The following is a 25,047-nucleotide window of genomic DNA, read 5'->3' on the forward strand; positions in this document are numbered from 1 at the left end:
ATATGGGGGATAGTCGGCAGACCCAGCCTGCGGACTGGATACGCAGTGCACTTTTCGCGGACCTTTCGGATGCGGCGCTGACCGCTCTGGCCGAGGCCGCAGAACGCCGTACCATTAAAGGCGGCGATTATCTGGTGCGACAAGGCGATGATGCCGATGCGCTGTATTTTGTCTCGACCGGCCATTTCCGTGTGATCATCACCGATGAGGCGGGGCAGCAGAAAACCGTTGCCCGCATAGAATCGGGCGAACCGGTTGGCGAACTTGCCTTTTTCGCCGGTGGCACCCGCACCGCATCGCTTCAGGCCAGCCGCGACAGCGAAGTGATGGCGCTGGATCGTGCTGCTTATGACAAGGTCGCCAAAGAGTATCCGGAAGTTACAGCGGCACTGCTCAAAGCGGTGTCGAAAAGACTCGCCGATGTCACCGCAAAAACCCCTTCCATGGCGACGCGCACTTCGCGGGTTATTGCCTGCCTCAATGCCGGCGGCAGCACGATGCCCGAGGGCCTGCTTGATCGTCTGGCTGAGCAGATGCGTGCAGTGCTGGGTAGTGATGCAAAAGTCCATATCGTGCGACAGGCCGATGTTCCTGGCTCAGGCGACGCAGACTATCAGCAATGGCTTTATGCCCGGGAGTCAGCGGGCGAATGGCTTTTAATCGAGGCCAATGGCGAGGCTGCGTGGTCAACGCGGGCAACGCGCAATGCCGATGCGCTGTTGCTCTTTGCCGATGCGCAGAATGGCGATCCTTCAATCAATGACCATGAACGGGCCGCCTTTACCGCTATTGATGCCGATAGTCGCACCCTTGCCATTGTGCGCCAGACTAGCGACGCACCCATTGAGCGCAGTCTGGACTGGCTCAAGGACCGCGATCCGCATCTGCACCATCATATCGCACTCGATAGTGATGGTGATTTTGCCCGGCTGGCGCGTTTTATGACCGGCAATGCCGTCGGTCTGGTGCTGGCAGGCGGCGGAGCCTTAGGTTGTGCACATCTCGGCATTGTGCGTGGTCTGCGCCAAAGCGGCGTTCCGATTGATTATATTGGCGGCACCAGTGCGGGCGCGGCGATGGGCGGTGCCATCGCCCAAGGGCTCAGCGTTGAGGAAACGCTCGACCAGATGGAGGCGATGTTTATCGAGGCTAAGGCGATGAAACGCTTTACCGTCCCGGTGCATTCGCTGCTCGATCCTGCCGTTTTCGATCATGAGCTTTCCACCCGCTACTCACAGAAAGATATTGCCGATCAGCCACTTGGCTTTTTCGCGATCTCGACCAACCTGTCGACCAATGACCTGTTCATTCATCGCCATGGCCCGTTATGGGAAGCGGTGCGCGCCAGCGGGTCGCTACCCACCATCCTACCGCCCTTTATCGACAGCGATGGCAATATCCTGATCGACGGCGGCGTTCTCGACAATATTCCTGTCACCGTCATGCGCAAAATCAAGCCGGGGCCCAATATCGTCGTCGGCCTGGGGGACACCAGCACCGCATGGCGCATTGATGCCGAGTATAATGCCCTGCGCTCGCGGGTGCGGCTGGCGCGTGATGTGTTGCTGCGTCGTCCGGCACCCGATGATTTCCCGTCTATCGTCGATATTATGTCCCGCTCCATGGTCGTCGCCAGCCGCATCGCATCGCGGTCAATGCTGAGTGACAATGATATCCTGCTGCAGCCGCCAATTATCGAAGGCATGCAGATACTCGACTGGCATCTCGGCCGTGAACAGGCGGAAAAGGCGGCGGAATATGTTGCGCAGCAACTGGGCGAGAATGAGGAATTGGCGCGATTAGCGAGCTGACTTATCCAAATAGGATAAAATATATTGACATCGTGACACTCTTAGGTTAGAAAGAGTCATCATCAGAAAATTGCGATTCGGCGGTGCCACCAAAGACCTGGTATCAAAACCCATTATATTGTGAGTCGATAGCGGTGCTTTATGGTTCGTCGGCCCCGCGCAGGCGGGGCCAGGGCTATAGTTTCACACAAAGCCACAAAGCCACAAAGCCACAAAGATACGAAGAGATCGTGCGTAAAGGAGCCTTCTCCGCGCCTTCGCGTCTCCGCGTGAGTTTTAAAAAAGCTTTGGCCCCGGCTCGGCTAAAGCCGAGTTTATCCTGAGCGCCTGCCTTGCAGGCTGTCGAAGGGCGGGGCCGACGAAACTATAGTCTATAAAAGCCAATTTATGAGGTATGCCATGCCGACCGAGCAAAGCGGAACGGGTGGCAAGGAACTGAAAGTAAGCGATAATAACACTCCTGTTTCACCGAAAAGGTCCATAGCCTCGTTAAGCCTGACACTGCGTACAGAAGGCAACAAACACCGCTTTTTGCGGCGTTTGCGAGGCTTTGGCAGGTTGGGGGAAACAGCCTTGGCCTGCGGGGTCAGCAACGGCACACATGGAGACTGGCGCAGACAGGATCCGGATTTCGCCGAGGCCTGCAGGGTGCAGATTTCGCGCTATCGGCGCAATGATCGTCCAAAGGGCAGGGTAGAGGAGGATAGTAAATCTGACTTTATCGCCTATGTGGCACATTTCCATAAAGTGCCGCTGGCCTTACGCTTTGTCGGATGGGATATGCTGCATCTGCACCGGCTGTTGCGCGATGACCCGGACTTTGTCGCTGAGTGGCATGTCGCACTGGGCAGTATCTGCACCGAGATCGAGCTTATCCTGCTGCACATAGCGCGCTTTGGTATTCCGCCCGAAACTGTTGGCGAGCCAAGCGACGAGCGGCAATTTGATGTCACGCAGATGCTCAAGACGCTACACTATTGGCAGAGCAAACAAGCGGCCAGTGATGTTGGCGCAGTCGGGGAGAGTGACGCTTTGATGAAGCTACGGCAGAAACTTGAGAGCATTAGAGATCGATCCGTTTTTCTCCCCTCCTCTTCAGAGGAGGGGCAGTGAGACTTAGGGCCGTGAGGCCCTTAGTCGCAGCGGGGTGGTGTTGCGGCACGCGTTGTACTTTGTGACTCCACCACCCCAACCCCTCCTCTGAAGAGGAGGGGCTTTGGTCTGACGAGTCTTTACCGAAGGCAGATGCTTCTTTGTTATAGTTTCACACAAAGCCACAAAGACACTAAAGGGTGCCACAAGGTGTGATCGCTTTGTGTCTTCGTGGCTTTGTGTGCACTAAACTACTTTTTTCTCCGCTTGCGCGGAGCTGACAACAAGCAAATTACAGAACAACGAAGGGGAGCAGATAACCTGAGTCACTACCCTTATGTCCCATGTCTCGCTTGCCGAAGCGCTGGCCAATGCCGTTGAGCGCGATGCGTTGCTGGAGTCACTGGAACGCGCTGAAGCACAAGCTTTGCTAGAGGATTGGCAGTTCTGGGCCCGGCCTGAACAGCTGGCCCCGCCGGGCGACTGGCGTCTCTGGCTGATGATGGCGGGGCGCGGCTTTGGCAAGACGCGCGCAGGGGCCGAATGGGTGCACCAGATTGCGCGTAATGATGGCACGGCGCAGATTGCCCTGGTTGGCGTGAATCTGGCCGAGGTCCGCGCGGTGATGGTTGAAGGCAAAAGTGGTCTCTTGGCCACCGCAAAGCGGCGCGAAAATCTGATCTGGGAGCCAAGCCTGCGCCGTTTGCGCTGGCCATCGGGCGCTATGGCCATGGCCTATTCCGCCGCCGAGCCGGAGAGCCTGAGAGGGCCAGAGCATAGCCATGGCTGGTGCGATGAGATTGCCAAATGGGATGCGCAGACGGGCAGCAGCTTCGGGCGGCGAAAGAAAAGCCCGGCGCTGGCATTATGGGAAAATCTGATGCTCGGCCTGAGACTGGGTCCGCATCAGCAGGTGCTGGCGACGACGACACCACGCCCTGTGCCGCTTTTGAAGTTGCTGTTGGAGCAGGATGATATTGCCGTCACCCATGGCCGCACTGCTGACAACCGTGCCAATCTGGCCCCCGGCTATATCGCCGCGATGCAGGCCAGCTATGGCGCGTCGCTGTTGGGGCGGCAGGAGCTGGACGGCGAACTGATCGAGGATCGTCAGGGCGCGTTGTGGAAGCCCTCGCTGATTGAAAAATGTCGCGGGCCAAAACCGTCCTTGCGCGATCTGGTGCGGATTGTCGTCGGTGTCGATCCACCCGCCAGTGCGCATGGCGATGCCTGCGGCATTGTCGTCGCCGGACGCGATGCCGTGGAAAATGGCTGGATATTGGCCGATGCCAGTGTCGAACAGGCCAGCCCGGAACAATGGGCGCGTGCCGTAGCACAGACCTATGCCGCCTGGGACGCGGACCGGGTGGTGGCAGAAAGCAATCAGGGCGGGGCGATGGTCGCCAGTGTGCTGCGTGCCGCGTCGCTCAGCCTACCGGTAAAACTGGTGCATGCGCGGCGCGGCAAGTCGGCGCGCGCTGAGCCGGTGGCGGCGCTGTATGAGGCTGGACGGATATGTCATGCCGGGTTGTTTCCGGACCTCGAAGACCAGATGTGCGGCCTGATGACCGGCGGCGGCTATATCGGTCCTGGCCGTTCGCCCGACCGTGCCGATGCGCTGGTCTGGGCACTGACCGAATTGATGCTGGGCCCAGAGAATGTGCCGAGAGTGCGGTGGTTGTAGCGCGATCCTCCCCCAAAGGGGGAGGGGGACCAGCCGTAGCTTTAGCGAAGGCTGGTGGAGGGGCACAAGCCGCATGATGCAATGTAACAGAAGTGGAACTTCACTCTCAGTATCGCGGCAGAAATAGCACCGTCTCTTATCTTTGGTGTCATGCCGAGGGTACCCCTCCACCGCTTTCAGCGGTCCCCCTCCCCGTACCGGGGAGGATTGTTTTCTCACAAGGAGACCTTTCATGTCCTTTTGGCGAACGGGCTGGCTGGCCCTGAAACATTGGGCCGGTCCGCCGCGCCCGGCGCAGACGGTGACCGGGCCTGAGACATGGCCGCGCGGGTTGATCTATGGCGCTTCCACCCCATCAGGTTTGCCCGGCGATTATATCAGCCAGGTGCGCGCCGCCTATCAGCAAAATGCGGTAGCGCAGCGCTCGGTTCGGATTGTCGCCGAAGGGGCAGGCAGTGCGCCATTGCTTGCTGACAAGCCGATAAACGCACTGTTGCAAAGCACCAGTCACGAGGCGCAGGATAGCAGCCAGTTGCTCGCCACACTGGCCTCGCACCTCCTGCTGCATGGCAATGCCTATGTGCAGATCGCCCGCGATGCCGAGGGCAAACCCGAACGCCTCTATCCCTTGCGCCCCGACCGGGTGACGATTGAGAGCGATGCGCAGGGCTGGCCTGCCGCCTATCTCTATCGCGTCGGTGAAGCGGTAACGCGCTTTGCCGCCTATGATGATGACGGCGCGCCGCATATTGTGCATCTCAAGACATGGCATCCCGATGATGACCATTATGGTCTGGGCTGTCTCGGCGCGGCGGCGGAGCCGGTGGCGATTCATAATGCCGCCAGTCGCTGGAACCGGGCGCTGCTCGACAATGCGGCGCGGCCATCGGGGGCTCTGGTCTATGATCCGGGAGAGGCGGGGGCGGTGCTGAGCGCTGATCAGTTTGACCGGCTCAAGGCGGAGCTCGAGAGCAATTATGGCGGCGCGGGCAATGCCGGGCGGCCCTTGCTGCTCGAAGGTGGTCTCAAATGGCAGGGCATGAGCCTCAGCCCGGCGGATATGGATTTTGTCGCGCTCAAAGCCGCAGCGGCGCGCGACATTGCGCTGGCCTTTGGTGTGCCGCCGATGCTGCTCGGCCTGCCGGGCGACAATACCTATGCCAATTATCGCGAGGCCAATCGCGCGCTGTGGCGGCTGACCATCTTGCCGCTGCTTGGCACCATGCTGGGCGGTCTGGGCGGCGCGCTGCGCCATTGGTGGCCCGATGCCGACCTGTCCGTTGATATCGATCAGATACCGGCCTTTTCCGAGGATCGCGAAAAGCTGTGGAACCGGGTGAGTGCGGCGGATTTCCTCAGCGATGAGGAGAAGCGGGCGATGCTCGGGCTGGAACCAGGAAAGGAAACGCTATGAGCCGGGAAGAATTGCTGGCGCGGCTGATCGCGCAGGCGGGTAGCGACAAGGCCGATCTGGTGACGCTGCGCGCCATTGTTGAGGAATCGAGCGAACTCGGCGCAGCGCGGGCGCTGGAACATCTTGGTCTTGCCGATGCCACCGCACGCCGCGATATGGCCGAACTGCGCGAACTGCTCAGCGCTTGGCATGAGGCGAAAAGCAGCGTCTGGCATGCGTTTCTGTCATGGATGGTGCGCGGCGCGCTGGCGCTGCTGCTGATCGGTCTCGCGGTGCGGCTGGGGCTATGGGGCTGGGAGATATGAGCGCGCGATTGGATAGCCCCTCCTCTTCAGAGGAGGGGTTGGGGTGGTGGCGTTCAACCGGCACAGCGCAATCGGATAGCCCCCACCCCGCTGCGACTAAGCGCCTGACGGCGCTAAGTCTCACTGCCCCTCCCCTAAAGGAGAGGGGGATTGTTCGTTTTGCCGGCTATGCCGCGCTGTTTGACCGCATGGATCGCGGCGGGGATGTGATCCGGCGTGGGGCGTTTCGGCGTACGCTGGGTGATGGCAGTCCGCGCCCGTTGTTGTGGCAGCATCGTGGGGCGCAGCGTATCGGCACGGTGCAGCATATCGCCGAGGACCGACGTGGCCTGAGAGTCATTGCCACGATTGACGCCACCAGCGGTTCTGCGGCCAAGGCACGCAGCATGGTGCAGGCAGGCGCGGTGACCGGCCTCTCCTTCGGCTATCGTGTGCGCCATTATCAGATCGGCCCACCGCGGCTGTTGCTCGACCTGGATCTGGTCGAGATCAGCCTGGTGACCTTCCCGATGCAGCCCGATGCCAGGGTGCATCTGCTCGCAGCGTAAACGAAAATACTTCCCCAACTGAAAGGCATGATTATGGAACAGACAGTGGCAAATGCCGCGCCTGAAGGCGTGGCTGTTGATAGCGCGGGCGCGAGTGGCGATCCGCTGGAAAGCTCATTTGCGGCGATGCTCAAGACCGATGAGCATGGTGAAAGGATTGACGCGCTGGAAGGCGCGGTTGATGGCGTAAAGGCCGATGTTGATGCGCTCAAAGGCGAGACGGCCACGCTCAAAACCGGCATGGCGCGGATCGCCTCGGCCGCAGCGCGCCCGGTGCTCGCAAGCCCTGCCGCGCCATCGGGAGCAGAGGTGAAGGGCGGCGCGACCAGCCCGGCTCTGCGTGCCTTTGTCGATGGCTATTTGCGAGCGGGCCGCGAGACCGAGATCAAGAGCTTCAACGCTGGCAGTGGCCCCGAAGGCGGCTTTGCCGTCCCCGATGAACTCGACGCGGTGATCGCCAAAACCCTCAACACCATCTCGCCCATTCGCCGCATCGCCAATGTGGTGCAGACGGGCAGCGCCGGTTATCGCAAGCTGATCACCCATGGCGGCACACCGTCCGGCTGGGTCAGCGAGACCGCCGCGCGTGACGAGACCGATACACCGACCTTTGCCGAAATCGCACCGCCTTCGGGCGAGCTATACGCCAATCCAGCGGCGAGCCAGACCATGCTCGATGATGCTGCGTTCAATGTCGAACAATGGCTGGCGAGCGAGATTGCCGAGGAATTCGCCCGGGCTGAAGGCGCCGCCTTTATCAAAGGCTCCGGTGCCAATCAGCCGCGCGGTTTCCTGAGAGCACCGGTCAGCGATGCCGGTGACGCAACCCGCGCCTTTGGTACGTTGCAGACGGTTTTTTCGGGCGCGGATGCGGGCTTTGCGGCCAGCGATCCGGAAGACCGCCTGATCGATCTGGTGCACAGCCTCAAGCCTGCCTATCGTCAGGGTGCAAGCTTCGTCATGAATTCGACCACGCTGGCACTGATCCGCAAGTTCAAGACCGAGGATGGCGCGTTTCTGTGGCAGCCGGGTCTGGCCGAAGGTCGCCCCGATACGCTGCTCGGCTATCCGGTGGTTGAGGCCGAGGATATGCCCGATATTGCCAGCGGCAGCCTGTCGATTGCTTTCGGCAATTTCCGCGCCGGCTATCTCATCGCCGAGCGTAAGGCGACGACGATCCTGCGCGATCCGTTTACCAACAAGCCGTTTGTGCATTTCTATGCCACCAAGCGCGTGGGTGGGCAGGTGCTTAACAGCGAGGCGATCAAGCTGATGCGCTTTGGTGCGATTAACTGACGCAATCCTCCCCGGCACGGGGAGGGGGACCAGCGAAGCTGGTGGAGGGGCACCCTCGGCCTCATAGATTGCATGTAATGGCTCGCGATCAGGCGGCACGGGTGAGTACCCCCTCGGACATTGCATCATGCCGCCTGTGCCCCTCCACCATCCTTCGGATGGTTCCCCTCCCCCAAGGGGGAGGATTTTCCAGATCGGCAGAGCATGGCGCGGACCTTTGGTTCCGCCAGTGCTTTGCCGCGCCCGCATCGCCGGTCCCTCCCCTCCCGGCGGTGCGGGCGACCTTTGTAACTCTCGCTATCGGCAAGGAGGCAGTGTGATGACCCTCTCGATTATTGACCAGCCAGCTATGATAGATGCGGCAGCGCTGGCCGAGCTCAAAGCCCTGCTGGCGATTGAGAATAGCGAGGATGATGCGCTGTTGCTGTCGCATTTCCGCTCCGCCTATGCGCTGTGTGAGGCCTTTACCGGGCGGGCCTTGCTACATAGCCGCAGGTGCTATCGATTGACGCTCAGGACCGGGATGCAACGCCTGCCCGATCATCCGGTTATCGCCATAGAAGAGATACGCACCATTGATGATGACGGCAATGGAACAGCCTTGCCGATTACCGCCTATCAGATGGATATCGATGGTGAGGGTTTTGGCAGTGTGGCACTTTTGGCACCGCTGCCGGTGGTGCCTGTCGAGGTGCGCTATTCAGCGGGGATTGCCGCGCAATGGGAGCAGCTGCCCGAACTGTTGCGCCAGGGCATTGTCCGCCTCGCCGCGCATCAACATTTGCAAGGCGCTGCGGATAGTGAAGTCATGCCTCCCATTGCCGTTGCGGCACTGTGGCGTCCATGGCGAAGGCTGCGGCTGGCATGAAGCATTTTGGTACAAAGCTGGTTGAACGTGCTGAAACCATGGCCGAAGCGCGGGCCAAGCAGCATCAGCAACGGATAGCCGACGCTGTGTTGGCAGACTATCCCGAAGCCACAGTGCAGCACGATGGATCAGGCCATCGCCTGCATATCACAGCGCCTGGACTGATGCGCCGCTGGCTTGGCGATCCCTATTTCTCTCTGCTGAAAAGGACCCGGCGATGACAGTATCGGATTTGCAGGGGCTAGAGGCGCCTGACTTCGCCCTGCGTCAGCATATTGAGGATTGGCTTAGCCAGTCGCCGATATTGGCGCGGCATATGGCGCACATAAGCGATCAATCCCGCCGCCCGAAAGCGCGTCCGGCATTGCAGGTGACGACGACGCAGACAGCGGACTGGAGCGGCAAAGGCTTTGCCGGGCGCGAGGTCGAGCTGGTGCTGACCCTTGCCATGCGCGGTGAGGATAAAGCGCGCTTCTCGGCTCTTATTGCGGCGATGGAGGAGCGCATGGCCAATGTGCCGGATGCATTCTCGGCTGGCCGTATCGTGACGCTGATCCCGCAAAACCGCCGCACTGCGCTGACGCAAGACGGCGTCTGGCGCATGCGCAGCAATTGGCGAGCGCGGGCGATTATTTCCTAAATCCTCCCCCTTGGGGGAGGGGAACCATCCGAAGGATGGTGGAGGGGCACAGGCCGTACGATGTGATGTCTGAAGGGCATAGATTTGTGCCGCCTGATCCTGGCTTATCGTACGCAATGTATCATGCCGATGGTGCCCCTCCACCAGCTTCGCTGGTCCCCCTCCCCGTTCCGGGGAGGATTTGTGCTTACCATAGAAAGGACCTAGAATATGACCGCAGAAAAGGGCAGCGCCTTCCTGCTGAAAATCTCCGATGGTGGCAACCCGCCCGCGTTCAACACCGTAGCCGGGATGCGCACGACGCAGATGAGCATCAATGGCGAGGCGGTGATGGTGACCAACAAGGATTCGGGCGGCTGGCGCGAATTATTGTCGGGCGCGGGCATCCGCTCGGTGTCGGTATCGGGTGCCGGGATTTTCCTCGGCACCGATGCCGAGACGCGGATGCGCGACCATGCGCTGGCAGGAATTGTCGATGACTATGAGCTCAGCTTTGAAAGCGGCGAGCGGATGCGCGGGCGTTTCCTTGTGTCGCGGCTTGACTATGCCGGAGATTTCAATGGCGAGCGCAGCTATACGCTGGCGTTGGAAAGCTCCGGCGCGGTGACCAGCCTGTGAGCGCGGTGACTGCCAATGCCGAACGCGGCGAGGCCGAACTGGTCGTTGTCGGTGAGCGCTATGTGATCCGTCCCAGCTTTTCCGCTCTGGTCGCCGCCGAGGCTGATCTCGGGTCGCTATTCGCACTGGTCGAGCGTGCGGCGGCGGGCCAGATGGCGCTGGAGGATATGGCGGGGCTGTTCTGGCACTGCATTGCTGACCGGCCCGAAACCCTATCTCGTGAAGATGTCGGGCAGGCGGTACTGACCATGGGGCTTGCCAATGCCACACCGATCTTGCGCACGATCCTGCACCAGGTTTTGCAGGGCCGATGATTGCACCATCTTTTTGAAAACTCCAGCGTCATTGCGAGCGAAGCGCGGCAATCCAGAGCCGCAAAGTGCTGCCCTGGATTGCCGCGTCGCTGTCGCTCCTCGCAATGACGGTTTCGGGTTGGTTCCAGAGAGATCAAGAAAACAGCCAAATGCATAATGAAGCACAGAGCAGACCAGAGTTTGCGCCTGCGGCTTCGCGGCTTGCCGGGATCATGGCGCTGCGCTTTGGCTGGATGCCCGAGCAATTCTGGAGTGCGACCCCGGCGGAATTGAACAGTATCTTTGCGGCGCTGAAACAAGCAGAGGGTGGCGATGCTGATCCGCCTTCCGTTGCGGACATTGCGCGACTTTTGAAGGATTTCCCCGATGGATGCAGTGATTGAGGAACTGGTTGTTTCGGTGCGCGGCGATACACAGACATTCGCCCGTGATGTCGAGACGATGCGCAGCTCGCTGGATAGTGCGCTGGGCAGCGGTTTTGACCGCGCTGGACGGACGCTGGAGGCCGGGCTGATGCGTGCAGTGCGCAATGGTTCGCTTGGCTTTGAGGATTTGCGTAAAGTGGCGCTGTCCGTAATCGATGATATTGCCGCTGCTGCGCTTTCGAGCGGGTTGAACAGTATCGGGCTGGGCGCTGGCACTGGAGGACTAAGCGGCGTTCTGGGCGGTCTGCTTGGCAGCGTACTTGGCCTGCCGGGGCGCGCAACCGGAGGGCCGGTGGCACCGGGGCGCGCCTATCGCGTTGGTGAGCAGGGGCCGGAGCTTTTCATCCCCACCAGCAGCGGCCGCATCGACAATGGCCGTGCCACGCCAACCCAGCCACGCGATATGCGAGTGGCGATTACCGTCAATGCGCAGGATGGCCAAAGCGCCCCGGCGGCGCTGCAACGCTCCTCACGCCAGGTGGCCCGTGCATTGGGCCATGCGGTGCGCCGGGCGGAGCGGTGATCTTTTATCCTCCCCGGCACGGGGAGGGGAACCAGCGAAGCTGGTGGAGGGGCACCCTCGGCCTGATAGATTGCTTGTAATGGCTCGCGATCAGTCGGCACCAATCCATGCATGCCCTTTCAAGCATTGCATCATGCGGCCTGTGCCCCTCCACCATCCTGCGGATGGTTCCCCTCCCCCTTGGGGGAGGATAACGTGAAAGGACCATCTCATGGACTTCTGGCTCGCTGAAAAACGCAATGGCCAGCAGGGCGATGTGATTCAGCGTTTTGATCCGCGATTCTGGACCGTCAATTTCCCGCGGCCGATGATGGCGTCTGTCGTGACCAGCGCGGCGGATGCGCTGACGGTGCGCACGGTCTTCTATGATCGTAACCAGCTGGCCGGGCTGATCTGGGACAGCGAGGACCGGCTGGATCATGCGTTGCTCGCCTATGCAACCGACCGCGATTATCGCCATACCAGCCTAAGCTTTCGCTGGCGTTCGAGCGGTATCAAAGCGCTTGATGCGGTGCACGGGCCGACACTGACGATTGAGGGCCGCGATGCCGAGGGCCATCCGCGCAGTTGGTATGTGCGGCTGTGGAACTACGCCCAAGGCAGTCCCAGTGATGCGCTGATTACCCTCAATTTCTCCGATTTACAGGGCGGCTTCCTGCTCCCTGATGAGGCCGATCCGGTTTATGCGGGCGATATTGACCGCATGTTCATCTCGCTGGTGCCGCCGGATTATGATCCTGATACGGCATCGCTTGTCGCAGTGCGCGAGGGCCGGGTGGATATTAGCGAGATACGCTGTTCGGGCCATCGCGCGATGCTCCATATAGGCGATATCATGGTGCCGCAGCACGGTCTCTCCATGGCCACCGCCTATGATGACAGCCTGAACCAGACGCCCGAGCGCTTGCTGCGCAGCGTGCGGCAATTGGGCTATGTAGGGCCGATCAGCCATTATGTCGGCATGAGCCATTATTTCCGGTTGGTGGCCGAGAGTGAATTGGTCGATGTTCGGGATGGACAGTCTGCGATAAACACGCCCTGCCGCGCCTGGCATCAGGACCTTGCTCAGCGCGCTGCGGCGGCGGGGCATGATTTGATCTTCTCGCTCTCCTATGAGCTGTTTAATCGCCATTGCCCGGAAGACTGGAAGCAGCGCGATTTTGAGGGCAATCCCGGGCTGACCGGATGGGATCCACCCTCAGCCCTGCTGAGCCCGGCCAATGACGAAGCCATGGGCTATTTGCAGAATGTTGCGCGCAGCTTTGTCGCGATTCAGCAGAGCGCCGGGCTACCGGTGCGGTTTCAGGTTGGCGAACCCTGGTGGTGGGTTGGCTTTGATCACCGTATCTGCCTCTATGATGATGCCGCCAATGCCGCTTTTGGGTCGCTGTCGGTAGAGATAAGCGATGTGCGTCAGCCAATGTCGGCGGCGCAGAATGCCTTACTCGATGCAGCGGGCGCGGTTTTGGCGCAGTCCACGGCGGCACTGGCCGATGCGGTGCGCGATATGGCGGGTAATGCGGGCGCTGAGCTCAGTATCCTCATCTACCTACCGACCATCGCCGATCCCGACAGTCCCGAAGTGCTGCGCGCCAATATCCCCTTGGGCTGGGCGCGTCCGGCGTTCGATATATTGCAACTGGAGGATTATGACTGGGCCACCGAGCGCCGCACTGGCACGCGCGAACGAGCATTGGCGCTGGTCGCCGACCGGCTGGGCTATCCGCTGGATGAACAGCATTATTTCTCCGGCTTTGTGCTCAACCCGGAAGACAAGGCTCAGTGGCACGGGATTATCGACGCTGCTGAGGATGCGCGAAAACGGCAAATCCCGACGATTTTTCTCTGGGCCCTGCCGCAAGTGGCGCGCGATGGGCTGGTGGTGTTTGATTTGGCAGGAGATGATGCGGTGCAGGCTTTTGATGATGTGGCTTTCCCGCTGCCGGTGAGCATGGAGATGCTGGCCGAGGCGGAATTCTCGACCCAGATTCTTACCACTGGCGACGGCCATGAACGGCGCAACAGCCGCTGGAGCGATGCGCGGATGCATTATGATGTCGGACCATCGGTTGCCTCCGAGGCAGATCTGGCGGTGCTGATGCGTTTCTTCCGCGCGCGCTCCGGTCCGGCGCGGGGTTTCCGCTTCCGCGATCCGTTTGATCATAGCAGTGCCGATAACGGCCAGGCGGTAAAGCCAAGCGATCAATGGATTGCCACCGGCAATGGTGAGCAGAGCGATTTCCCGCTGCTAAGGGCCTATGGCGATGCGCAGGGTGGTGATCCACAATTGCGGCGGATTACTCGCCCGGTTGCCGATACCATCCGCATCGCGATGGATGGCGCCGAAACCAGCGGCTGGTCGCTGCAACCGGGCGGTATAATCCGCTTCACCACGCCACCGCCCGCAAACAGCCAAATCAGCGCGGGCTATCTCTTCGATGTACCGGTGCGCTTTGCAGAGGACCGCTTGGCGGTAAGCGCTATCACCTTTGCTGCCGGTGAAGCGGCGAGCGTGCGGCTGATCGAACTGCGCGAAGATGTCGGCGAAGCCCTGCCAGCACAGCAGGGTGTAGCGGCATGAGCTGGTTTAGTCAGGCGCTGGAAACGGTCGCCATTGTCTGGCGGCTGGAGCGACACGATGGTGTTGCGCTCGGCTTTGTTGGCCATGATCGCGATATCTGGCGGCAGGGCTTTCGCTATCGCGCGGTGCCGGGCATTCAACCCTCGGCGATTATGCTGGAAGACGGTTTGCGGCCCGACACCATGGATATGCAGGGCGTGATTGCGCATGATGCGATCAGCGAGGCCGATCTCGAGGCCGGGCGTTGGAATGGTGCGCGGGTCGCTATAGGCTTCGCGGATTGGGCCGATGCGGATCGTACCCCGGACTGGCTGGTCCATGGCGAAATCGGCGAAATCAGCCGCCGCTCCGGCGCGTTCACAGCCGAAGTGCAAAGCGGCAAAGCGGCGCTCGAAGCGGCTCCCTGCCCGCGCACATCGCCGAGCTGCCGCGCCGATTTTGGCGGCCATGGCTGCGGCCTGTCGCGCCAGCGTTTTCGTATCGAGGCAGAGCTGCTGAGCGTGGATGCTGATGGCGCACTGGTTTTTGATGCCATAAGTGAAGCAGATGCGCCCCATTATCTGTTCGGCCATATTCGCTGGTTAAGCGGCAACTGTCGCGGATCAACATTCGCCATTGGCGCTGTGCAGCAAAGAAGGCTGATCCCCAGCGATATCCATAGCTGCGTGCCACAGCCGGGTGATCGCGCGATGCTCACCATGGGCTGTGACAAGCAGTTCGTCACCTGCCGCGACCGTTTTAACAACAGCGCCAATTTCCGAGGCGAACCGCATCTACCCGGCAATGACCTGCTGACCCGCTATTCCTATGGATAGCCGCGGAGAGAGTATCACGCAGCGGGCGATGGAATTGATCGGTGCACCGTTTCGCTTTCAGGGGCGTGATCCCGAGACCGGTCTCGATTGTGTCGGGGTAGCGCGCCACGCGCTGCGCGATTTGACCAATATCCCGTTACCGGACTTTCGCTATAGTTTGCGCGGACCAGGCCGGTCGACGTGTCGCGCTTGGGCGGAAAAGGCAGGGCTGACTGCACTCGCCTCGGATAGTATTGTTCTTCCGGGCGATATTCTCTGTGTCGCGCCCGGCCCTGGCCAGCACCATCTGATGGTCGCCGTCGACCAGGGCTTTGTCCATGCGCATTACAGTATTGGCAAAGTGGTGCTTTGGCCGGACCATCAGGACTGGCCGCTGGTCGCACATTGGCGGCTGGACCCGATTCATATCCATTAGGAGACGGTTATGGCGACACTGGTTTTGTCCGCAGTCGGGCAGCTTGTTGGCGGCCCTGTCGGCAGTGCGGTCGGGGCGCTGCTGGGCAACCGCGTCGATAACATGCTCTTTGGCGGATCACAGAAAGGCCCGCGCCTCGCCGACCTGTCAGTACAGACCTCGCAATATGGCGCGATCGTTCCGCGCATCTATGGTCAGATGCGGGTTGCCGGTACGGTGATCTGGGCAACCGATCTGGTCGAACATCGTGAGCGCACGGGTGGCGGCAAGGGCCGCCCTTCACAGACGCATTATACCTATAGCGTGTCCTTCGCTGTCGCGCTGTCATCGCGGCCCATAGCGTCGATTGGCCGGATCTGGGCCGATGGCAATCTCTTGCGCGGGGTTAATGGTGATTTCAAAACCGAGACCGGCTTTCGTCTGCACAATGGCTTTGCCGATCAGCCGGTCGATCCGCTGATAGCCGGGACGGAGGGTGCCCATTCCTCTCCCGCCTATCGCGACTATGCCTATTGCGTATTCGAGGATTTTGATCTGACCGAATATGGCAATCGCATCCCGTCGCTGACCTTTGAAGTGATCGCAGGGGATGAGAAATTCTCGCCTGTAATGCCTATAAGCGATTTTCCCGACGCAGACCCCGATATGCCGGAACAGCCTGCAACGATAACCGGCTATGCGATACAGGCCGATAGCTGGCGCGGGGCGATTGAGGAATTGATGGCCGCTTTCCCGATGCATGCCGATTGGCGTGCCTCGGGGCTCTACTTGCTGGCTGCAAATACGGCATATGATGCTGCAGATAGCAGTTCACTTCCCATGCTTCGGTCAGAAGACCAACTCCTCGATAGTGAAACAGCAGATGCGGCAGCAGAGCAACGCGACAAGCCAAAGCAACAGGCAGAGACCCTGATTCTGCGTTACTATGAACCGGAACGCGACTTTCAGGCCGGATTGCGACGTTCAGTATCGGGGCTTGTTGACAGCAGCCAAAGAGGCAGAACCGAGCAGCTTGATCTGCCAGCAGCTCTGACAGTCGACGACGCAGAGACCGTCGTTCAGCAGCTCCAAATGGAACGCCAAGCGAACCAGTCCGAGCGCACAGTTTTCCTCGCCACAATCGATCCCGATTTACGGCCCGGCCAATTGGTGCGGCTGGAGGATAGCAACGCCTCTTGGCGGATACGGCATTGGGCGCTTGAGAATATAGCGCAAAATGAATCGCGGAGTATTGGTTGTCGGGTTGATCTGGTGCGTTTTTATTCCGGCGCAGCTTTACCGTCCTACGCTGGTTATAGCGCAGGGCGCAGTGTGCAACCAGCTGACTATCCGGCTGGCCCCATCGACTGGACCTTACTCGACCTTCCTTGTTTGCCGAATGAAATTGCATATCAGCCCAGGCTTTTCGTAGCTGCATGGTCGGCAAACGGCGAACCGGCAGGCTGGCGCCATGCGGATATTTTCCGCGCAACCGCAGATGGAGGCCTGTTGCTATCTTTGGGACGGGTACGCAATGCAGCCATTACTGGCAAAACCCTGACTGTGGTGCCTGCTTCGAAAGGTCTGTTTCTTAACCGACAATTGGCGCTGGAAGTTGATTTTGGCGAAACCGATCCGCAATTGGAGTCACTTGATAGTGATGGGCTAAACGCTGGCCGCAATGTCGCGATGCTGGGTGAGGAAATCATACAATTCGGTATGGCCGAATGGGTCGGCGACGGTCGCTACCGATTGTCAGAGATCTATCGTGCCCTGGGCGATGGGCGTGGCGGCGAAACCAGTCATCCAGTCGATACGCGCCTTTTTCTCCTCGATTCTGCGATCCTGCCAATCGATAGTCAGGGGTTCGCCGCCGATGCTGAACAGCATTATGCGGCCACCAGTCCTTACGCCCCCGAGCCCATTTTGCGCACCGCGTCGCCCGGTGCGCGTGCCCTGATGCCGCTTGCACCGGTGCATTTGCGGCACAGCGCGGATGACGAGGGCAATATCGCCTTGCAGTGGACGCGCCGCGACAGACATCGCCCTGGCTGGCGAGATGGCGCGGAAGGACCGATGGCCGAGCTGGATGAGCGATATCAGGTCAGCATAGAACTGCTCGGGACCGATGATGACCGCATCACTTTAGGGGTGTTTGAAACTGATAGACCTGATTTCACTATCACCGCAGATATGCTCAATGGCTGGAATCTCGGACCTTCTCAAGCTCTGGGCGCATCGATTCGGCAGATTGGTGACTATGGAGTCTCAGATGCAGCCAGCATATCGCTGCTTTAGAGCGGATATCTGGGCATGTCTTTGCAACTCTGGCTTGATTTCATGACTTTCCGGCAAAAATGAAAGGACGACCCTATGGCGCAAATCACTGCAAATGATCCAGAGGCCAATACCGCCAGATATGGGCTGCCTCTGCTATATCCTGGTCAGGCACACAAGGAAGTCCATCATAATGAAGCACTCGCCCAGCTTGACCTGCTGGTGAATATGGTGGTCGAGGGGATAGCCGAAACACCCGATGGGTTAACCCCTGAGCCCGGCCAATGCTGGCTGATATCCGGGACAGCTTCCGGGATATGGGAGGAGTGGCGTGGTTCTATTGCGGGCTTTATTGCCGGGGAATGGGTCTATCTTGCCCCTCAGGACGGGCAGATCGTGCAGGTTAGAGCAACTGCCGCCCGCATGGTGTTCCGCTCCGGCTTTTGGAGAATGACGCCGACCATGGCTGAACCCTCCGGTGGAGAGGTCATAGATCAGGAAGCGCGCAGCGCGATTCTTGCCTTGCGCAATGCGCTTGAGCAATTCGGCTTGATGGTTTGACAAGAATGAAGCGATGAAAAGCAACGGTAAAAGAGGGAGAGTAACACGAGTTTACAGCGGTCGGGTTTATCAGTTTTCCAATGCAAAACATGGAAATGGCGACATTTTTGCAACACTTCATTAAATTGCTGGCTTGCACGCATCTTACCATGGCGTTAGAGAGTATTTCGAGTTTTGCTTTGAATCCGAAAGGGGATATTACATGCGGAAGTTGGTCATTGGACTGGCGCTAGCATCTACCGCCCTGTCCGCACCTGCCTATGCACGTGACGGCCAGTGGTATGTTGGCGTCGATGGTGGTGTCACCATCATTGAAGATATCGGCTTTGATATTGCAGGCGTCAATGATGCGGTCATCGTTGATAGTGATACAGGCTATGATTTTGGCGGCTATGTTGGCTATGATTTTGGGCCTTTCCGTCTTGAAGGCGAGGTAAGCTACAGGGAAGCGGATCCCGACGTTATTAATGCTTCCAGAGGTTTCCCCGTCGGTTCTCCTGCAGGGTTTTCCAACGGCACGCTTGATGCCGTTGCCGGTGATACCAATGTGCTTGCTTTCATGCTGAATGGTTTGCTGGACTTCGGTGAAGATGATGGTTTGCAGGGATTTGTAGGTGGAGGTGTTGGTGTTGCACGCACTGATACTCATTACTCCGCAGTAACGAGAACGGGTGGCCCGGGTCTTGACGATTCCGACACCGGATTTGCGTGGCAGGTCTTGGCAGGCGTTCGCGCACCCATCTCAGACAATTTCGATGTGGGCCTGAAGTATCGGTTCTTTAATACTGATGCCCTTTCGGTCGTTGATCGTACTGGTCGTGATTTGGATGGACGTGTTCGCACGCACAGTTTGCTGGGCAGCCTTATCTACAACTTCGGCGGTGAAGAGGCGCCTCCGCCACCGCCGCCGCCAGTGCCGGTAGCGCCTCCGCCACCGCCACCGCCGCCGCCGCCGCCGCCGCCAGTTGCAGCGCCGTGCGCCAAGGGGCCCTACATTGTGTTCTTCGACTTTGACCAGTCGAACATCACACCTGAAGCGGCAACCATTCTTGACAACGCTGTGGCTGCTTATGGCAATTGTAACAGCATTCCGATCATGCTGGCTGGCCACGCTGACCGCTCCGGTTCACAGAGCTACAATGTTGGCCTGTCTCAGCGTCGTAACGAGTCGGTTCGTGCGTATCTCACCTCACGCGGAATTCCGTCGGGTGCGATCTCCAGCGAGGCATTTGGTGAATCCATGCCGCGCGTACAGACCGCTGACGGCGTTCGCGAATTGCAGAACCGTCGTGTGGAAATTACTTATGGTCCGGGTTCGGGCATGTAAGTTTAGCCACATGGTTAGAAAAGAGGGGCTGGTCTTCGGACCGGCCCTTTTTTTGCCCACGCTGCGCGGATATCGGGCTTTCTATTTGTCTAGTTGATGGTTAAAGCGCTCTTCAATTTACGAAGTTGGGGATTATCATGAAGATTGCGATGATCGGTTCGGGATATGTTGGACTGGTTTCCGGTGCCTGTTTTTCCGATTTTGGCCATAATGTCGTTTGTGTCGACAAGGATGAGACCAAGATTGCCGGCCTGCTTGCGGGCAAGATGCCAATTTACGAGCCTGGCTTGGATGCGTTGGTGGAACGCAATGCTTCAGAAGAGCGATTGAGCTTTTCAACCGACCTTCCGGCTTCGGTTGCAGATGCAGATGCAGTCTTTATTGCCGTCGGCACACCATCGCGGCGCGGCGACGGTCATGCGGATCTCAGCTTTGTCTATGCCGCGGCGCGTGAGATCGCCGAAAGCGTGACCAAACCGATGGTTATTGTGAACAAGTCGACCGTACCGGTTGGTACCGGCGATGAGGTCGAAAGGATTTTGGCTGAAGCCAATCCCAATGTGCAAAATTGGGTGGTGTCTAACCCCGAATTTCTGCGTGAAGGGGCGGCTATTGACGACTTCAAGCGGCCCGACCGTATCGTCATCGGTGCCGAAGAGGAAGAAGCCAAACGCATTATGCGCGAAGTTTATCGCCCGCTCTTCCTCAATGAAGCGCCGATATTGTTCACCGGTCGCCGAACCGCTGAACTGATCAAATATGCTGCCAATGCATTTCTCGCGACAAAGATTACCTTCATTAACGAGATCGCCGATCTGTGCGAGAAGGTTGGTGCCGACGTGCAGGAGGTGTCGCGTGGCATCGGTCTTGATAATCGCATCGGGCCGAAATTCCTCCATGCCGGCCCCGGCTATGGTGGCTCCTGCTTCCCGAAAGATACGCTGGCGCTGTTGAAGACCAGCGAGGATAATGACAGCCCGATGCGCATTGTCGAGTCGGTGGTGAAGGTCAATGACAACCGCAAGCGCGCAATGGGCCGCAAGGTGATTGATGCGCTGGGCGGTGAGGCGCGCGGGCGCAAGGTTGCGCTGCTGGGCCTGACCTTCAAACCCAATACCGATGATATGCGCGATGCGCCATCGCTGGCGATTGTTCAGGCGCTTCTAGATGCGGGTGCCAACATCACTGCTTTTGATCCTGAGGGCATGGACATCGCCGCCGAATTGATGCCCGAGGTCACCATGGCCGGGTCCAGCTATGAGGCTGTGACCGATGCCGATGCTGTGGTCATTGTTACCGAATGGGATGCTTTCCGCGCGCTTGATCTCAAGCATATCGCACAGATTGCAGCGCAGCCGCTGCTGGTCGATCTGCGCAATATCTATAATCCTGAAGAGGCGCGCGCAGCAGGCCTCACCTATCACAGCGTAGGACGGTAATCTCCGTTTATCGCAATACCGCTTGCACCTTACTGCGCCGGTTCTCCTGCAGCGATAGCGCGTTGCATTACGCTTTCTTCAGCTTGGGCCAGTTGCCGCACGGCGATGATCAGCAGAACCAGGCCAATCGGGGCTACTGCCAGCAGTGACAACACCCCGGTCGTCAGGCTGCCGCTCATGTCTGAGACCTTGCCGACCATATAGGGGCCTAGCGACAGGCCTACCAAGGTGGTGGCGAGGAAGAAGGTCGCCGTCGCCACACCACGCATTCTGGGTAGCACCAGATCCTGCGTTGTGGCAGCCGCCGCGCCCAGAGCCGAGCTGGCAAACAGGCTCATCAGGAAGTTCAGGATATAGAACAGGATGATGTTGGTGGTCGTGAAGGCAATGATCAACGGTATCACGGGTGCCACCACCCCGAAAATCACCACCCAGAGCCTGCCAGTGCAATAGGTCTGTTTCAGGGCATCAGCTACACGACCACCAATGGTGATACCGAGAAAACCGCCCAAGGCACCGGGGCCACCGATCCAGAGTCCGGCTTGTGCCTGCGAAATGCCAAGCTCGCGAATGGCGTAAATCGGCGCATTGAGCGTGACCGCATAGGAAGAAAACGCGACCGCGCCATAGCCCAATATGGTGCAAATAAAGGCCGGACTGCCCCAGATCAGGGCAAAGGTTGGGCGGTCTTTTTGCCTCAGCTGTAAAGCCCAGGACCAGATCGCATAATAGCCGATACCCAGTGCCAGCCATTGCTCCCAATCGCCAAGCGCCAGAAACAGGAACAAGGCGATCAGCGCGATTCCCACCAGCCCGATCAGATTGAGGCGCAAGCCATCAGCGCCCTGACGCGCTGCACCGAGCAGAGTGAACGGCGGAATCACCGCCAGCATTTCGGCAAAGAATCCGGCAAATGGCCGCTCAACAGGTGGACTGAGGATGCCGTCTGACTGGCCACGCAGCGGCTCGCGCAAGGTGACCAGCCACAGTGCGAGCAACAGGCCCGGCAGGCCGACAATCACAAAGGCCGCCTGCCAGCCCACCAACCCCAGTGGGGGGTCGACCGGGAAGGCGCTGTTCCATTCAGAGGATATCTTGCCGCCCACAAATAGCGAAAAGCCCCCGCCCAAATAGATGCCGGAAGAGTATATCGCGAGCGCGGTGGCGCGCAGTCTTTTGGGGAAATAGTCGGAGATGATCGAATAGGCCGAAGGGCTGGCGGTTGCCTCGCCGACACCGACGCCGATTCGGGCTACGCTCAAGGTCGCGAAGTTGCGGGCAAAGCCGCTGAGGGCAGTAAAGGCCGACCAGATTGTGAGGCCAATCGTCATCAACCGCACCCGGTGCCAGCTATCGGCGAGCTTGCCGAGCGGAATACCGAACAGCGCATAAAACACACCAAAGGCGGTGCCATAGAGAAAGCCGATTTGGCTGTCGTCCAGCCCCATATCCTTTTTGATATCTTCGGCCAGAATCGCGATAATGTTGCGGTCGATGAAATTCAGCACATAGAGCAGAACCAATACGCCGAGCACATACCAGCTATAGGCGCTTGCCTTTTGCGTGTCTGGATCAATAGCGTTGTCTGGATTGTCTGATGCGGCTTGTGCAGATGTGTCCGTCGTCTCGGCGTGATTATTGCCCGATACCATTCATGGTTCCTCTCCCAAGCACCACGGCCCGGTATTCTTATAGTTATTGTGCATGGCTAGCACGCCATGGAATATCCGCAAGTTGAAAACCGGTTCACCTTTGGCGCGATGCGTCATAAGTTGCTGTGCATGAGTACATTTGACCCCGATAGCGAAAAGGCCACTATCTTGTTTGTCTGTCTCGGCAATATCTGCCGCTCGCCCTTGGCCGAGGCGGCAATGCGGGTGCATGCGCATCGGCATGGTTTTGCGATAGAGATCGATTCGGCCGGCACGGGCGCTTGGCATATCGGCAATTCCCCCGACCCTGGCTCGATCAAAGCCGCCACGAAAGCAGGGATAGACATTCGCCATCAGCGCGCCAGGCAGGTCAGGCGCGCCGACTTTGACGATTTCCGCCATATCGTTGCGATGGACCGCTCAAATCTCACCAATCTAGAAGCCATGCGCCCGGATGGCAGTAAGGCGGATTTGCGGTTGCTGCTCGATTATCTCCCTGGCGATCCACGTCGGGATGTTCCCGATCCCTATGGTGGTGGCAGCGATGATTTTGCCGAGGTCTGGGGCTTGGTGAATCGGGCAACGGCGAATCTGCTAAAAGCGCTGATGCAGGGCGAATCATCCCCCGCCTGACCCCTGCCTCAGTCTTTGGTGTCGGCCATGGCCTCGACAGATTCAGGTGCCTTGCGGCAAATCACCAAACGGATGATATCGTCGAGGCTCTGCGGTGCGAGTATTTTGAGCAACCCGGCATAGGAAGCGCCGCCAACCATCACCATCAGCGCAAGCCGAATCGCATTCTCAAAGCCTTTGTTGGCGAGACCCGGAAGCGCCAGAAGGTTGAACAGATACACCACCGCCGCCATGGCAATGGATGCGGAGATGCCAGGCCAGATCGCCTGGAATAGGCCGGTATAGGTCAGTCCAATCACACCTTTAGCTTGCCAGCATGTAAAGGCTGCAAAGATCGGCAGGCCAATAAGCCAGGCAAAAGCCAAGCCAATTGGCCCAAACTGGATGCCAATGGCAAAGGAAATAGGCATGACTAGTGCACCGAAAATCGATGATCGCAAAGTGACCTGCGGCGCGCCCAGCGCATTGGTTGCCGGAGCGAACAAGATCTGAAATGTCATAAACGGCATAGCTAGGCTGAGCAGCTGGATGAACGGCACCATGCCCAGCCATTTCTCTCCGAATATGGTAGAGACAAGAGGTTGAGCGGTCACAGACAGACCGAAATAAAGCGGGCAACTGATCAACAGAATCAGCCGCATCGATTTCAGGAATGACCAGCTGAGTTTTTCAGGCTCTTTTTGCAGTCGCGCATAGGCGGGGAAGGCGACCTCGTTCAGTGGCGGGACAAATTTGGCGGCAAAGACCTGGGCGAGAAACAGCGCTTCCGCATAAAGGCCCAGCGCATGCGGATCGAGAATGCGCCCGGCAATAAAGATGTCTGACTGGCTATGCACAATCCAGAAAAAGTGACTCGCCAATAATGTCGAGCCAAAACCCAGCATTTTGCGCGAGCCGCGGAAATCAAAGCTTGGCCAGACCCAAAGCCTCGCTGCGAGCATCAGGCCTATCGCGCGCGTCCAGAACAGCGCAATAGGCGCTGCCACCAAAGTCCAGACCCCCCATCCACTTAAGGCCAGAAGCAAAGCGGTCAGCGCACCAACAATCGCTGCGGCCAGATTCGCAAAGGCCTGCCTTTTGAAGTCAAGCTGCCGACTCATCAGCACCTCGGGTACGATCATAAACGGGGTTGCTACATATATAAGCGCCTGCACCCGGAGCATCTGGGCGATGAAAGGCTGATTATAATAGGCCGCAACCAAGGGAGCGCTGAGTATCTGCAGTAGCGCAAGGCCGGCATTTAGGAGAATCACGATACCAAAGGCCTGGCGAATCTCTTGCTGCGAAACATTGTCCGACTGGATCAGGGAACCGGCAAACCAATAGCCATTGAGGAATGCGAGAAAGACCATCACGGTCTGAGTCATCGCAAACAGGCCATAATCCGACGGATCAAGGATTCGAATCACCGCCAGAGTCGAGCCCCAGGTGATGATCTGTGCGAGAATCTGGCTGCCCGAGCGCCAAAATACCGCCGAGCGCACCTTTGCGCTGAAATTCTTGTCGCTCTCTTCTGCCGTGCTGGCGGCTGAACCCGTCGCCTTTGGCGTGGCTTCGCCCATATTAGGGCCTTCCACCTCTTCAGTGGTTTGGCGGATTTCCGGGCTATGCTGTGCGGTTCTGTCCATTATGGATTCTGCTCTAGCGCAACTTTACGAATTTTTTTGAAATAAAATTGCAAAAGTGTGTTGACGGAATCAGAAGCCACCCATATATGACCTCTCACCGACGCGGCGCTGAGCGTTCAGCGCTTCCACGTTGGTCGCCAACATAAACGGACAACCAGTCCCCCGGTTAATGAAAGATCGGGGAACCATCGGTGTCCGCTTC

General features: G+C 58.9%; 24 protein-coding genes. 22 read left to right on the forward strand and 2 right to left on the reverse strand.

Features of this window, described 5'->3' with window-relative positions; all coding sequences use genetic code 11:
- The first annotated feature begins 2 nt into the window (after positions 1–2).
- The 21 genes from RB602_RS02855 to RB602_RS02955 all read left to right on the forward strand — a co-directional run bounded on the left by RB602_RS02855 (position 3) and on the right by RB602_RS02955 (position 20,932).
- Positions 3–1,811, forward strand: coding sequence for a patatin-like phospholipase family protein (locus tag RB602_RS02855; RefSeq protein ID WP_317082777.1), 1,809 nt, complete (start codon positions 3–5; stop codon positions 1,809–1,811).
- A gap of 387 nt (positions 1,812–2,198) precedes the next feature.
- Complete coding sequence (locus tag RB602_RS02860; protein WP_317082779.1) at positions 2,199–2,924, forward strand: hypothetical protein; 726 nt, start codon at positions 2,199–2,201, stop codon at positions 2,922–2,924.
- A 316-nt stretch (positions 2,925–3,240) separates the two neighbouring features.
- The gene (locus RB602_RS02865) at positions 3,241–4,587 is read left to right on the forward strand and encodes a DNA-packaging protein (protein WP_317082781.1); all 1,347 of its coding nucleotides are present in this window, start codon (positions 3,241–3,243) and stop codon (positions 4,585–4,587) included.
- 232 nt (positions 4,588–4,819) lie between these two features.
- A complete protein-coding gene (locus tag RB602_RS02870) occupies positions 4,820–6,001 on the forward strand; it encodes a phage portal protein (protein WP_317082783.1) in 1,182 nt (393 codons plus the stop codon).
- Positions 5,998–6,306, forward strand: a complete 309-nt coding sequence (locus RB602_RS02875; protein ID WP_317082785.1) for a DUF6127 family protein — start codon at positions 5,998–6,000, stop codon at positions 6,304–6,306. The genes RB602_RS02870 and RB602_RS02875 overlap by 4 nt, the downstream gene beginning before the upstream one ends.
- Positions 6,303–6,854 carry an HK97 family phage prohead protease gene (locus tag RB602_RS02880; protein ID WP_317082786.1) on the forward strand — a complete coding sequence of 184 codons (552 nt, stop codon included), beginning with the start codon at positions 6,303–6,305 and terminating at the stop codon, positions 6,852–6,854. The genes RB602_RS02875 and RB602_RS02880 overlap by 4 nt, the downstream gene beginning before the upstream one ends.
- Positions 6,855–6,887: 33 nt before the next feature.
- Positions 6,888–8,150 (forward strand): phage major capsid protein, encoded by a 1,263-nt coding sequence (locus tag RB602_RS02885; RefSeq protein ID WP_317082787.1) that lies wholly within the window; start codon positions 6,888–6,890, stop codon positions 8,148–8,150.
- A 319-nt stretch (positions 8,151–8,469) separates the two neighbouring features.
- Positions 8,470–9,018 (forward strand): head-tail connector protein, encoded by a 549-nt coding sequence (locus RB602_RS02890; RefSeq protein ID WP_317082789.1) that lies wholly within the window; start codon positions 8,470–8,472, stop codon positions 9,016–9,018.
- Positions 9,015–9,239, forward strand: coding sequence for a hypothetical protein (locus tag RB602_RS02895; RefSeq protein WP_317082791.1), 225 nt, complete (start codon positions 9,015–9,017; stop codon positions 9,237–9,239). The genes RB602_RS02890 and RB602_RS02895 overlap by 4 nt, the downstream gene beginning before the upstream one ends.
- The gene (gp17, locus tag RB602_RS02900; RefSeq protein ID WP_317082793.1) at positions 9,236–9,658 is read left to right on the forward strand and encodes a tail completion protein gp17; all 423 of its coding nucleotides are present in this window, start codon (positions 9,236–9,238) and stop codon (positions 9,656–9,658) included. The genes RB602_RS02895 and gp17 overlap by 4 nt, the downstream gene beginning before the upstream one ends.
- 210 nt (positions 9,659–9,868) lie before the next feature.
- Positions 9,869–10,276, forward strand: coding sequence for a phage tail tube protein (locus RB602_RS02905; RefSeq protein ID WP_317082794.1), 408 nt, complete (start codon positions 9,869–9,871; stop codon positions 10,274–10,276).
- Positions 10,273–10,590, forward strand: coding sequence for a gene transfer agent family protein (locus RB602_RS02910; protein WP_406568388.1), 318 nt, complete (start codon positions 10,273–10,275; stop codon positions 10,588–10,590). The genes RB602_RS02905 and RB602_RS02910 overlap by 4 nt, the downstream gene beginning before the upstream one ends.
- Before the next feature lie 149 nt (positions 10,591–10,739).
- Positions 10,740–10,973, forward strand: a complete 234-nt coding sequence (locus tag RB602_RS02915; protein ID WP_317082795.1) for a phage tail assembly chaperone — start codon at positions 10,740–10,742, stop codon at positions 10,971–10,973.
- Positions 10,957–11,538 (forward strand): tail tape measure protein, encoded by a 582-nt coding sequence (locus RB602_RS02920; RefSeq protein ID WP_317082797.1) that lies wholly within the window; start codon positions 10,957–10,959, stop codon positions 11,536–11,538. The genes RB602_RS02915 and RB602_RS02920 overlap by 17 nt, the downstream gene beginning before the upstream one ends.
- A gap of 211 nt (positions 11,539–11,749) precedes the next feature.
- Positions 11,750–14,119: a DUF2460 domain-containing protein gene (locus RB602_RS02925; protein ID WP_317082799.1), complete on the forward strand. Its 2,370-nt coding sequence runs from the start codon at positions 11,750–11,752 to the stop codon at positions 14,117–14,119.
- Positions 14,116–14,934 carry a DUF2163 domain-containing protein gene (locus RB602_RS02930; RefSeq protein ID WP_317082801.1) on the forward strand — a complete coding sequence of 273 codons (819 nt, stop codon included), beginning with the start codon at positions 14,116–14,118 and terminating at the stop codon, positions 14,932–14,934. Before RB602_RS02925 ends, RB602_RS02930 begins: the two co-directional genes overlap by 4 nt.
- A gap of 28 nt (positions 14,935–14,962) precedes the next feature.
- Positions 14,963–15,349: an NlpC/P60 family protein gene (locus tag RB602_RS02935; RefSeq protein WP_317082803.1), complete on the forward strand. Its 387-nt coding sequence runs from the start codon at positions 14,963–14,965 to the stop codon at positions 15,347–15,349.
- Positions 15,350–15,358: 9 nt separating this feature from the next.
- Positions 15,359–17,626, forward strand: coding sequence for a phage tail protein (locus RB602_RS02940; protein ID WP_317082805.1), 2,268 nt, complete (start codon positions 15,359–15,361; stop codon positions 17,624–17,626).
- Between the two features lie 75 nt (positions 17,627–17,701).
- Positions 17,702–18,166 (forward strand): DUF2793 domain-containing protein, encoded by a 465-nt coding sequence (locus RB602_RS02945; RefSeq protein WP_317082806.1) that lies wholly within the window; start codon positions 17,702–17,704, stop codon positions 18,164–18,166.
- A 202-nt stretch (positions 18,167–18,368) separates the two neighbouring features.
- Positions 18,369–19,493 (forward strand): OmpA family protein, encoded by a 1,125-nt coding sequence (locus RB602_RS02950; protein ID WP_317082808.1) that lies wholly within the window; start codon positions 18,369–18,371, stop codon positions 19,491–19,493.
- Between the two features lie 137 nt (positions 19,494–19,630).
- Positions 19,631–20,932, forward strand: coding sequence for a UDP-glucose dehydrogenase family protein (locus RB602_RS02955; RefSeq protein ID WP_317082809.1), 1,302 nt, complete (start codon positions 19,631–19,633; stop codon positions 20,930–20,932).
- Between the two features lie 29 nt (positions 20,933–20,961).
- Here RB602_RS02955 and RB602_RS02960 read toward each other — a convergent pair whose 3' ends face one another.
- Positions 20,962–22,584 (reverse strand): spinster family MFS transporter, encoded by a 1,623-nt coding sequence (locus RB602_RS02960; protein WP_317082811.1) that lies wholly within the window; start codon positions 22,582–22,584, stop codon positions 20,962–20,964.
- 129 nt (positions 22,585–22,713) lie between these two features.
- On the opposite strand from RB602_RS02960, the gene RB602_RS02965 reads away from it, so the two are divergent.
- Positions 22,714–23,217, forward strand: coding sequence for a low molecular weight protein-tyrosine-phosphatase (locus tag RB602_RS02965; protein WP_317082813.1), 504 nt, complete (start codon positions 22,714–22,716; stop codon positions 23,215–23,217).
- Between the two features lie 8 nt (positions 23,218–23,225).
- Here RB602_RS02965 and RB602_RS02970 read toward each other — a convergent pair whose 3' ends face one another.
- The gene (locus RB602_RS02970; RefSeq protein WP_406568402.1) at positions 23,226–24,779 is read right to left on the reverse strand and encodes a lipopolysaccharide biosynthesis protein; all 1,554 of its coding nucleotides are present in this window, start codon (positions 24,777–24,779) and stop codon (positions 23,226–23,228) included.
- Positions 24,780–25,047: the final 268 nt, after the last annotated feature.

It is taken from the genome of Parasphingorhabdus sp. SCSIO 66989 (assembly GCF_032852305.1).
GTDB lineage: Bacteria > Pseudomonadota > Alphaproteobacteria > Sphingomonadales > Sphingomonadaceae > Alterisphingorhabdus > Alterisphingorhabdus coralli.

What these genes read in the sequence shown, in the direction of transcription:
- RB602_RS02905 (WP_317082794.1), top strand. Translation starts at nt 9,869, where the DNA reads ATGACCGCAGAAAAGGGCAGCGCCTTCCTGCTGAAAATCTCCGATGGT.
- RB602_RS02920 (WP_317082797.1), top strand. Translation starts at nt 10,957, where the DNA reads ATGGATGCAGTGATTGAGGAACTGGTTGTTTCGGTGCGCGGCGATACA.
- RB602_RS02875 (WP_317082785.1), top strand. Translation starts at nt 5,998, where the DNA reads ATGAGCCGGGAAGAATTGCTGGCGCGGCTGATCGCGCAGGCGGGTAGC.
- gp17 (WP_317082793.1), top strand. Translation starts at nt 9,236, where the DNA reads ATGACAGTATCGGATTTGCAGGGGCTAGAGGCGCCTGACTTCGCCCTG.
- RB602_RS02925 (WP_317082799.1), top strand. Translation starts at nt 11,750, where the DNA reads ATGGACTTCTGGCTCGCTGAAAAACGCAATGGCCAGCAGGGCGATGTG.
- RB602_RS02955 (WP_317082809.1), top strand. Translation starts at nt 19,631, where the DNA reads ATGAAGATTGCGATGATCGGTTCGGGATATGTTGGACTGGTTTCCGGT.
- RB602_RS02950 (WP_317082808.1), top strand. Translation starts at nt 18,369, where the DNA reads ATGCGGAAGTTGGTCATTGGACTGGCGCTAGCATCTACCGCCCTGTCC.
- RB602_RS02890 (WP_317082789.1), top strand. Translation starts at nt 8,470, where the DNA reads ATGACCCTCTCGATTATTGACCAGCCAGCTATGATAGATGCGGCAGCG.
- RB602_RS02960 (WP_317082811.1), bottom strand. Translation starts at nt 22,584, where the DNA reads ATGGTATCGGGCAATAATCACGCCGAGACGACGGACACATCTGCACAA.
- RB602_RS02915 (WP_317082795.1), top strand. Translation starts at nt 10,740, where the DNA reads ATGCATAATGAAGCACAGAGCAGACCAGAGTTTGCGCCTGCGGCTTCG.
- RB602_RS02885 (WP_317082787.1), top strand. Translation starts at nt 6,888, where the DNA reads ATGGAACAGACAGTGGCAAATGCCGCGCCTGAAGGCGTGGCTGTTGAT.
- RB602_RS02945 (WP_317082806.1), top strand. Translation starts at nt 17,702, where the DNA reads ATGGCGCAAATCACTGCAAATGATCCAGAGGCCAATACCGCCAGATAT.
- RB602_RS02880 (WP_317082786.1), top strand. Translation starts at nt 6,303, where the DNA reads ATGAGCGCGCGATTGGATAGCCCCTCCTCTTCAGAGGAGGGGTTGGGG.
- RB602_RS02930 (WP_317082801.1), top strand. Translation starts at nt 14,116, where the DNA reads ATGAGCTGGTTTAGTCAGGCGCTGGAAACGGTCGCCATTGTCTGGCGG.
- RB602_RS02970 (WP_406568402.1), bottom strand. Translation starts at nt 24,779, where the DNA reads ATGGGCGAAGCCACGCCAAAGGCGACGGGTTCAGCCGCCAGCACGGCA.
- RB602_RS02855 (WP_317082777.1), top strand. Translation starts at nt 3, where the DNA reads ATGGGGGATAGTCGGCAGACCCAGCCTGCGGACTGGATACGCAGTGCA.
- RB602_RS02935 (WP_317082803.1), top strand. Translation starts at nt 14,963, where the DNA reads ATGGAATTGATCGGTGCACCGTTTCGCTTTCAGGGGCGTGATCCCGAG.
- RB602_RS02870 (WP_317082783.1), top strand. Translation starts at nt 4,820, where the DNA reads ATGTCCTTTTGGCGAACGGGCTGGCTGGCCCTGAAACATTGGGCCGGT.
- RB602_RS02860 (WP_317082779.1), top strand. Translation starts at nt 2,199, where the DNA reads ATGAGGTATGCCATGCCGACCGAGCAAAGCGGAACGGGTGGCAAGGAA.
- RB602_RS02895 (WP_317082791.1), top strand. Translation starts at nt 9,015, where the DNA reads ATGAAGCATTTTGGTACAAAGCTGGTTGAACGTGCTGAAACCATGGCC.
- RB602_RS02865 (WP_317082781.1), top strand. Translation starts at nt 3,241, where the DNA reads ATGTCCCATGTCTCGCTTGCCGAAGCGCTGGCCAATGCCGTTGAGCGC.
- RB602_RS02965 (WP_317082813.1), top strand. Translation starts at nt 22,714, where the DNA reads ATGAGTACATTTGACCCCGATAGCGAAAAGGCCACTATCTTGTTTGTC.
- RB602_RS02940 (WP_317082805.1), top strand. Translation starts at nt 15,359, where the DNA reads ATGGCGACACTGGTTTTGTCCGCAGTCGGGCAGCTTGTTGGCGGCCCT.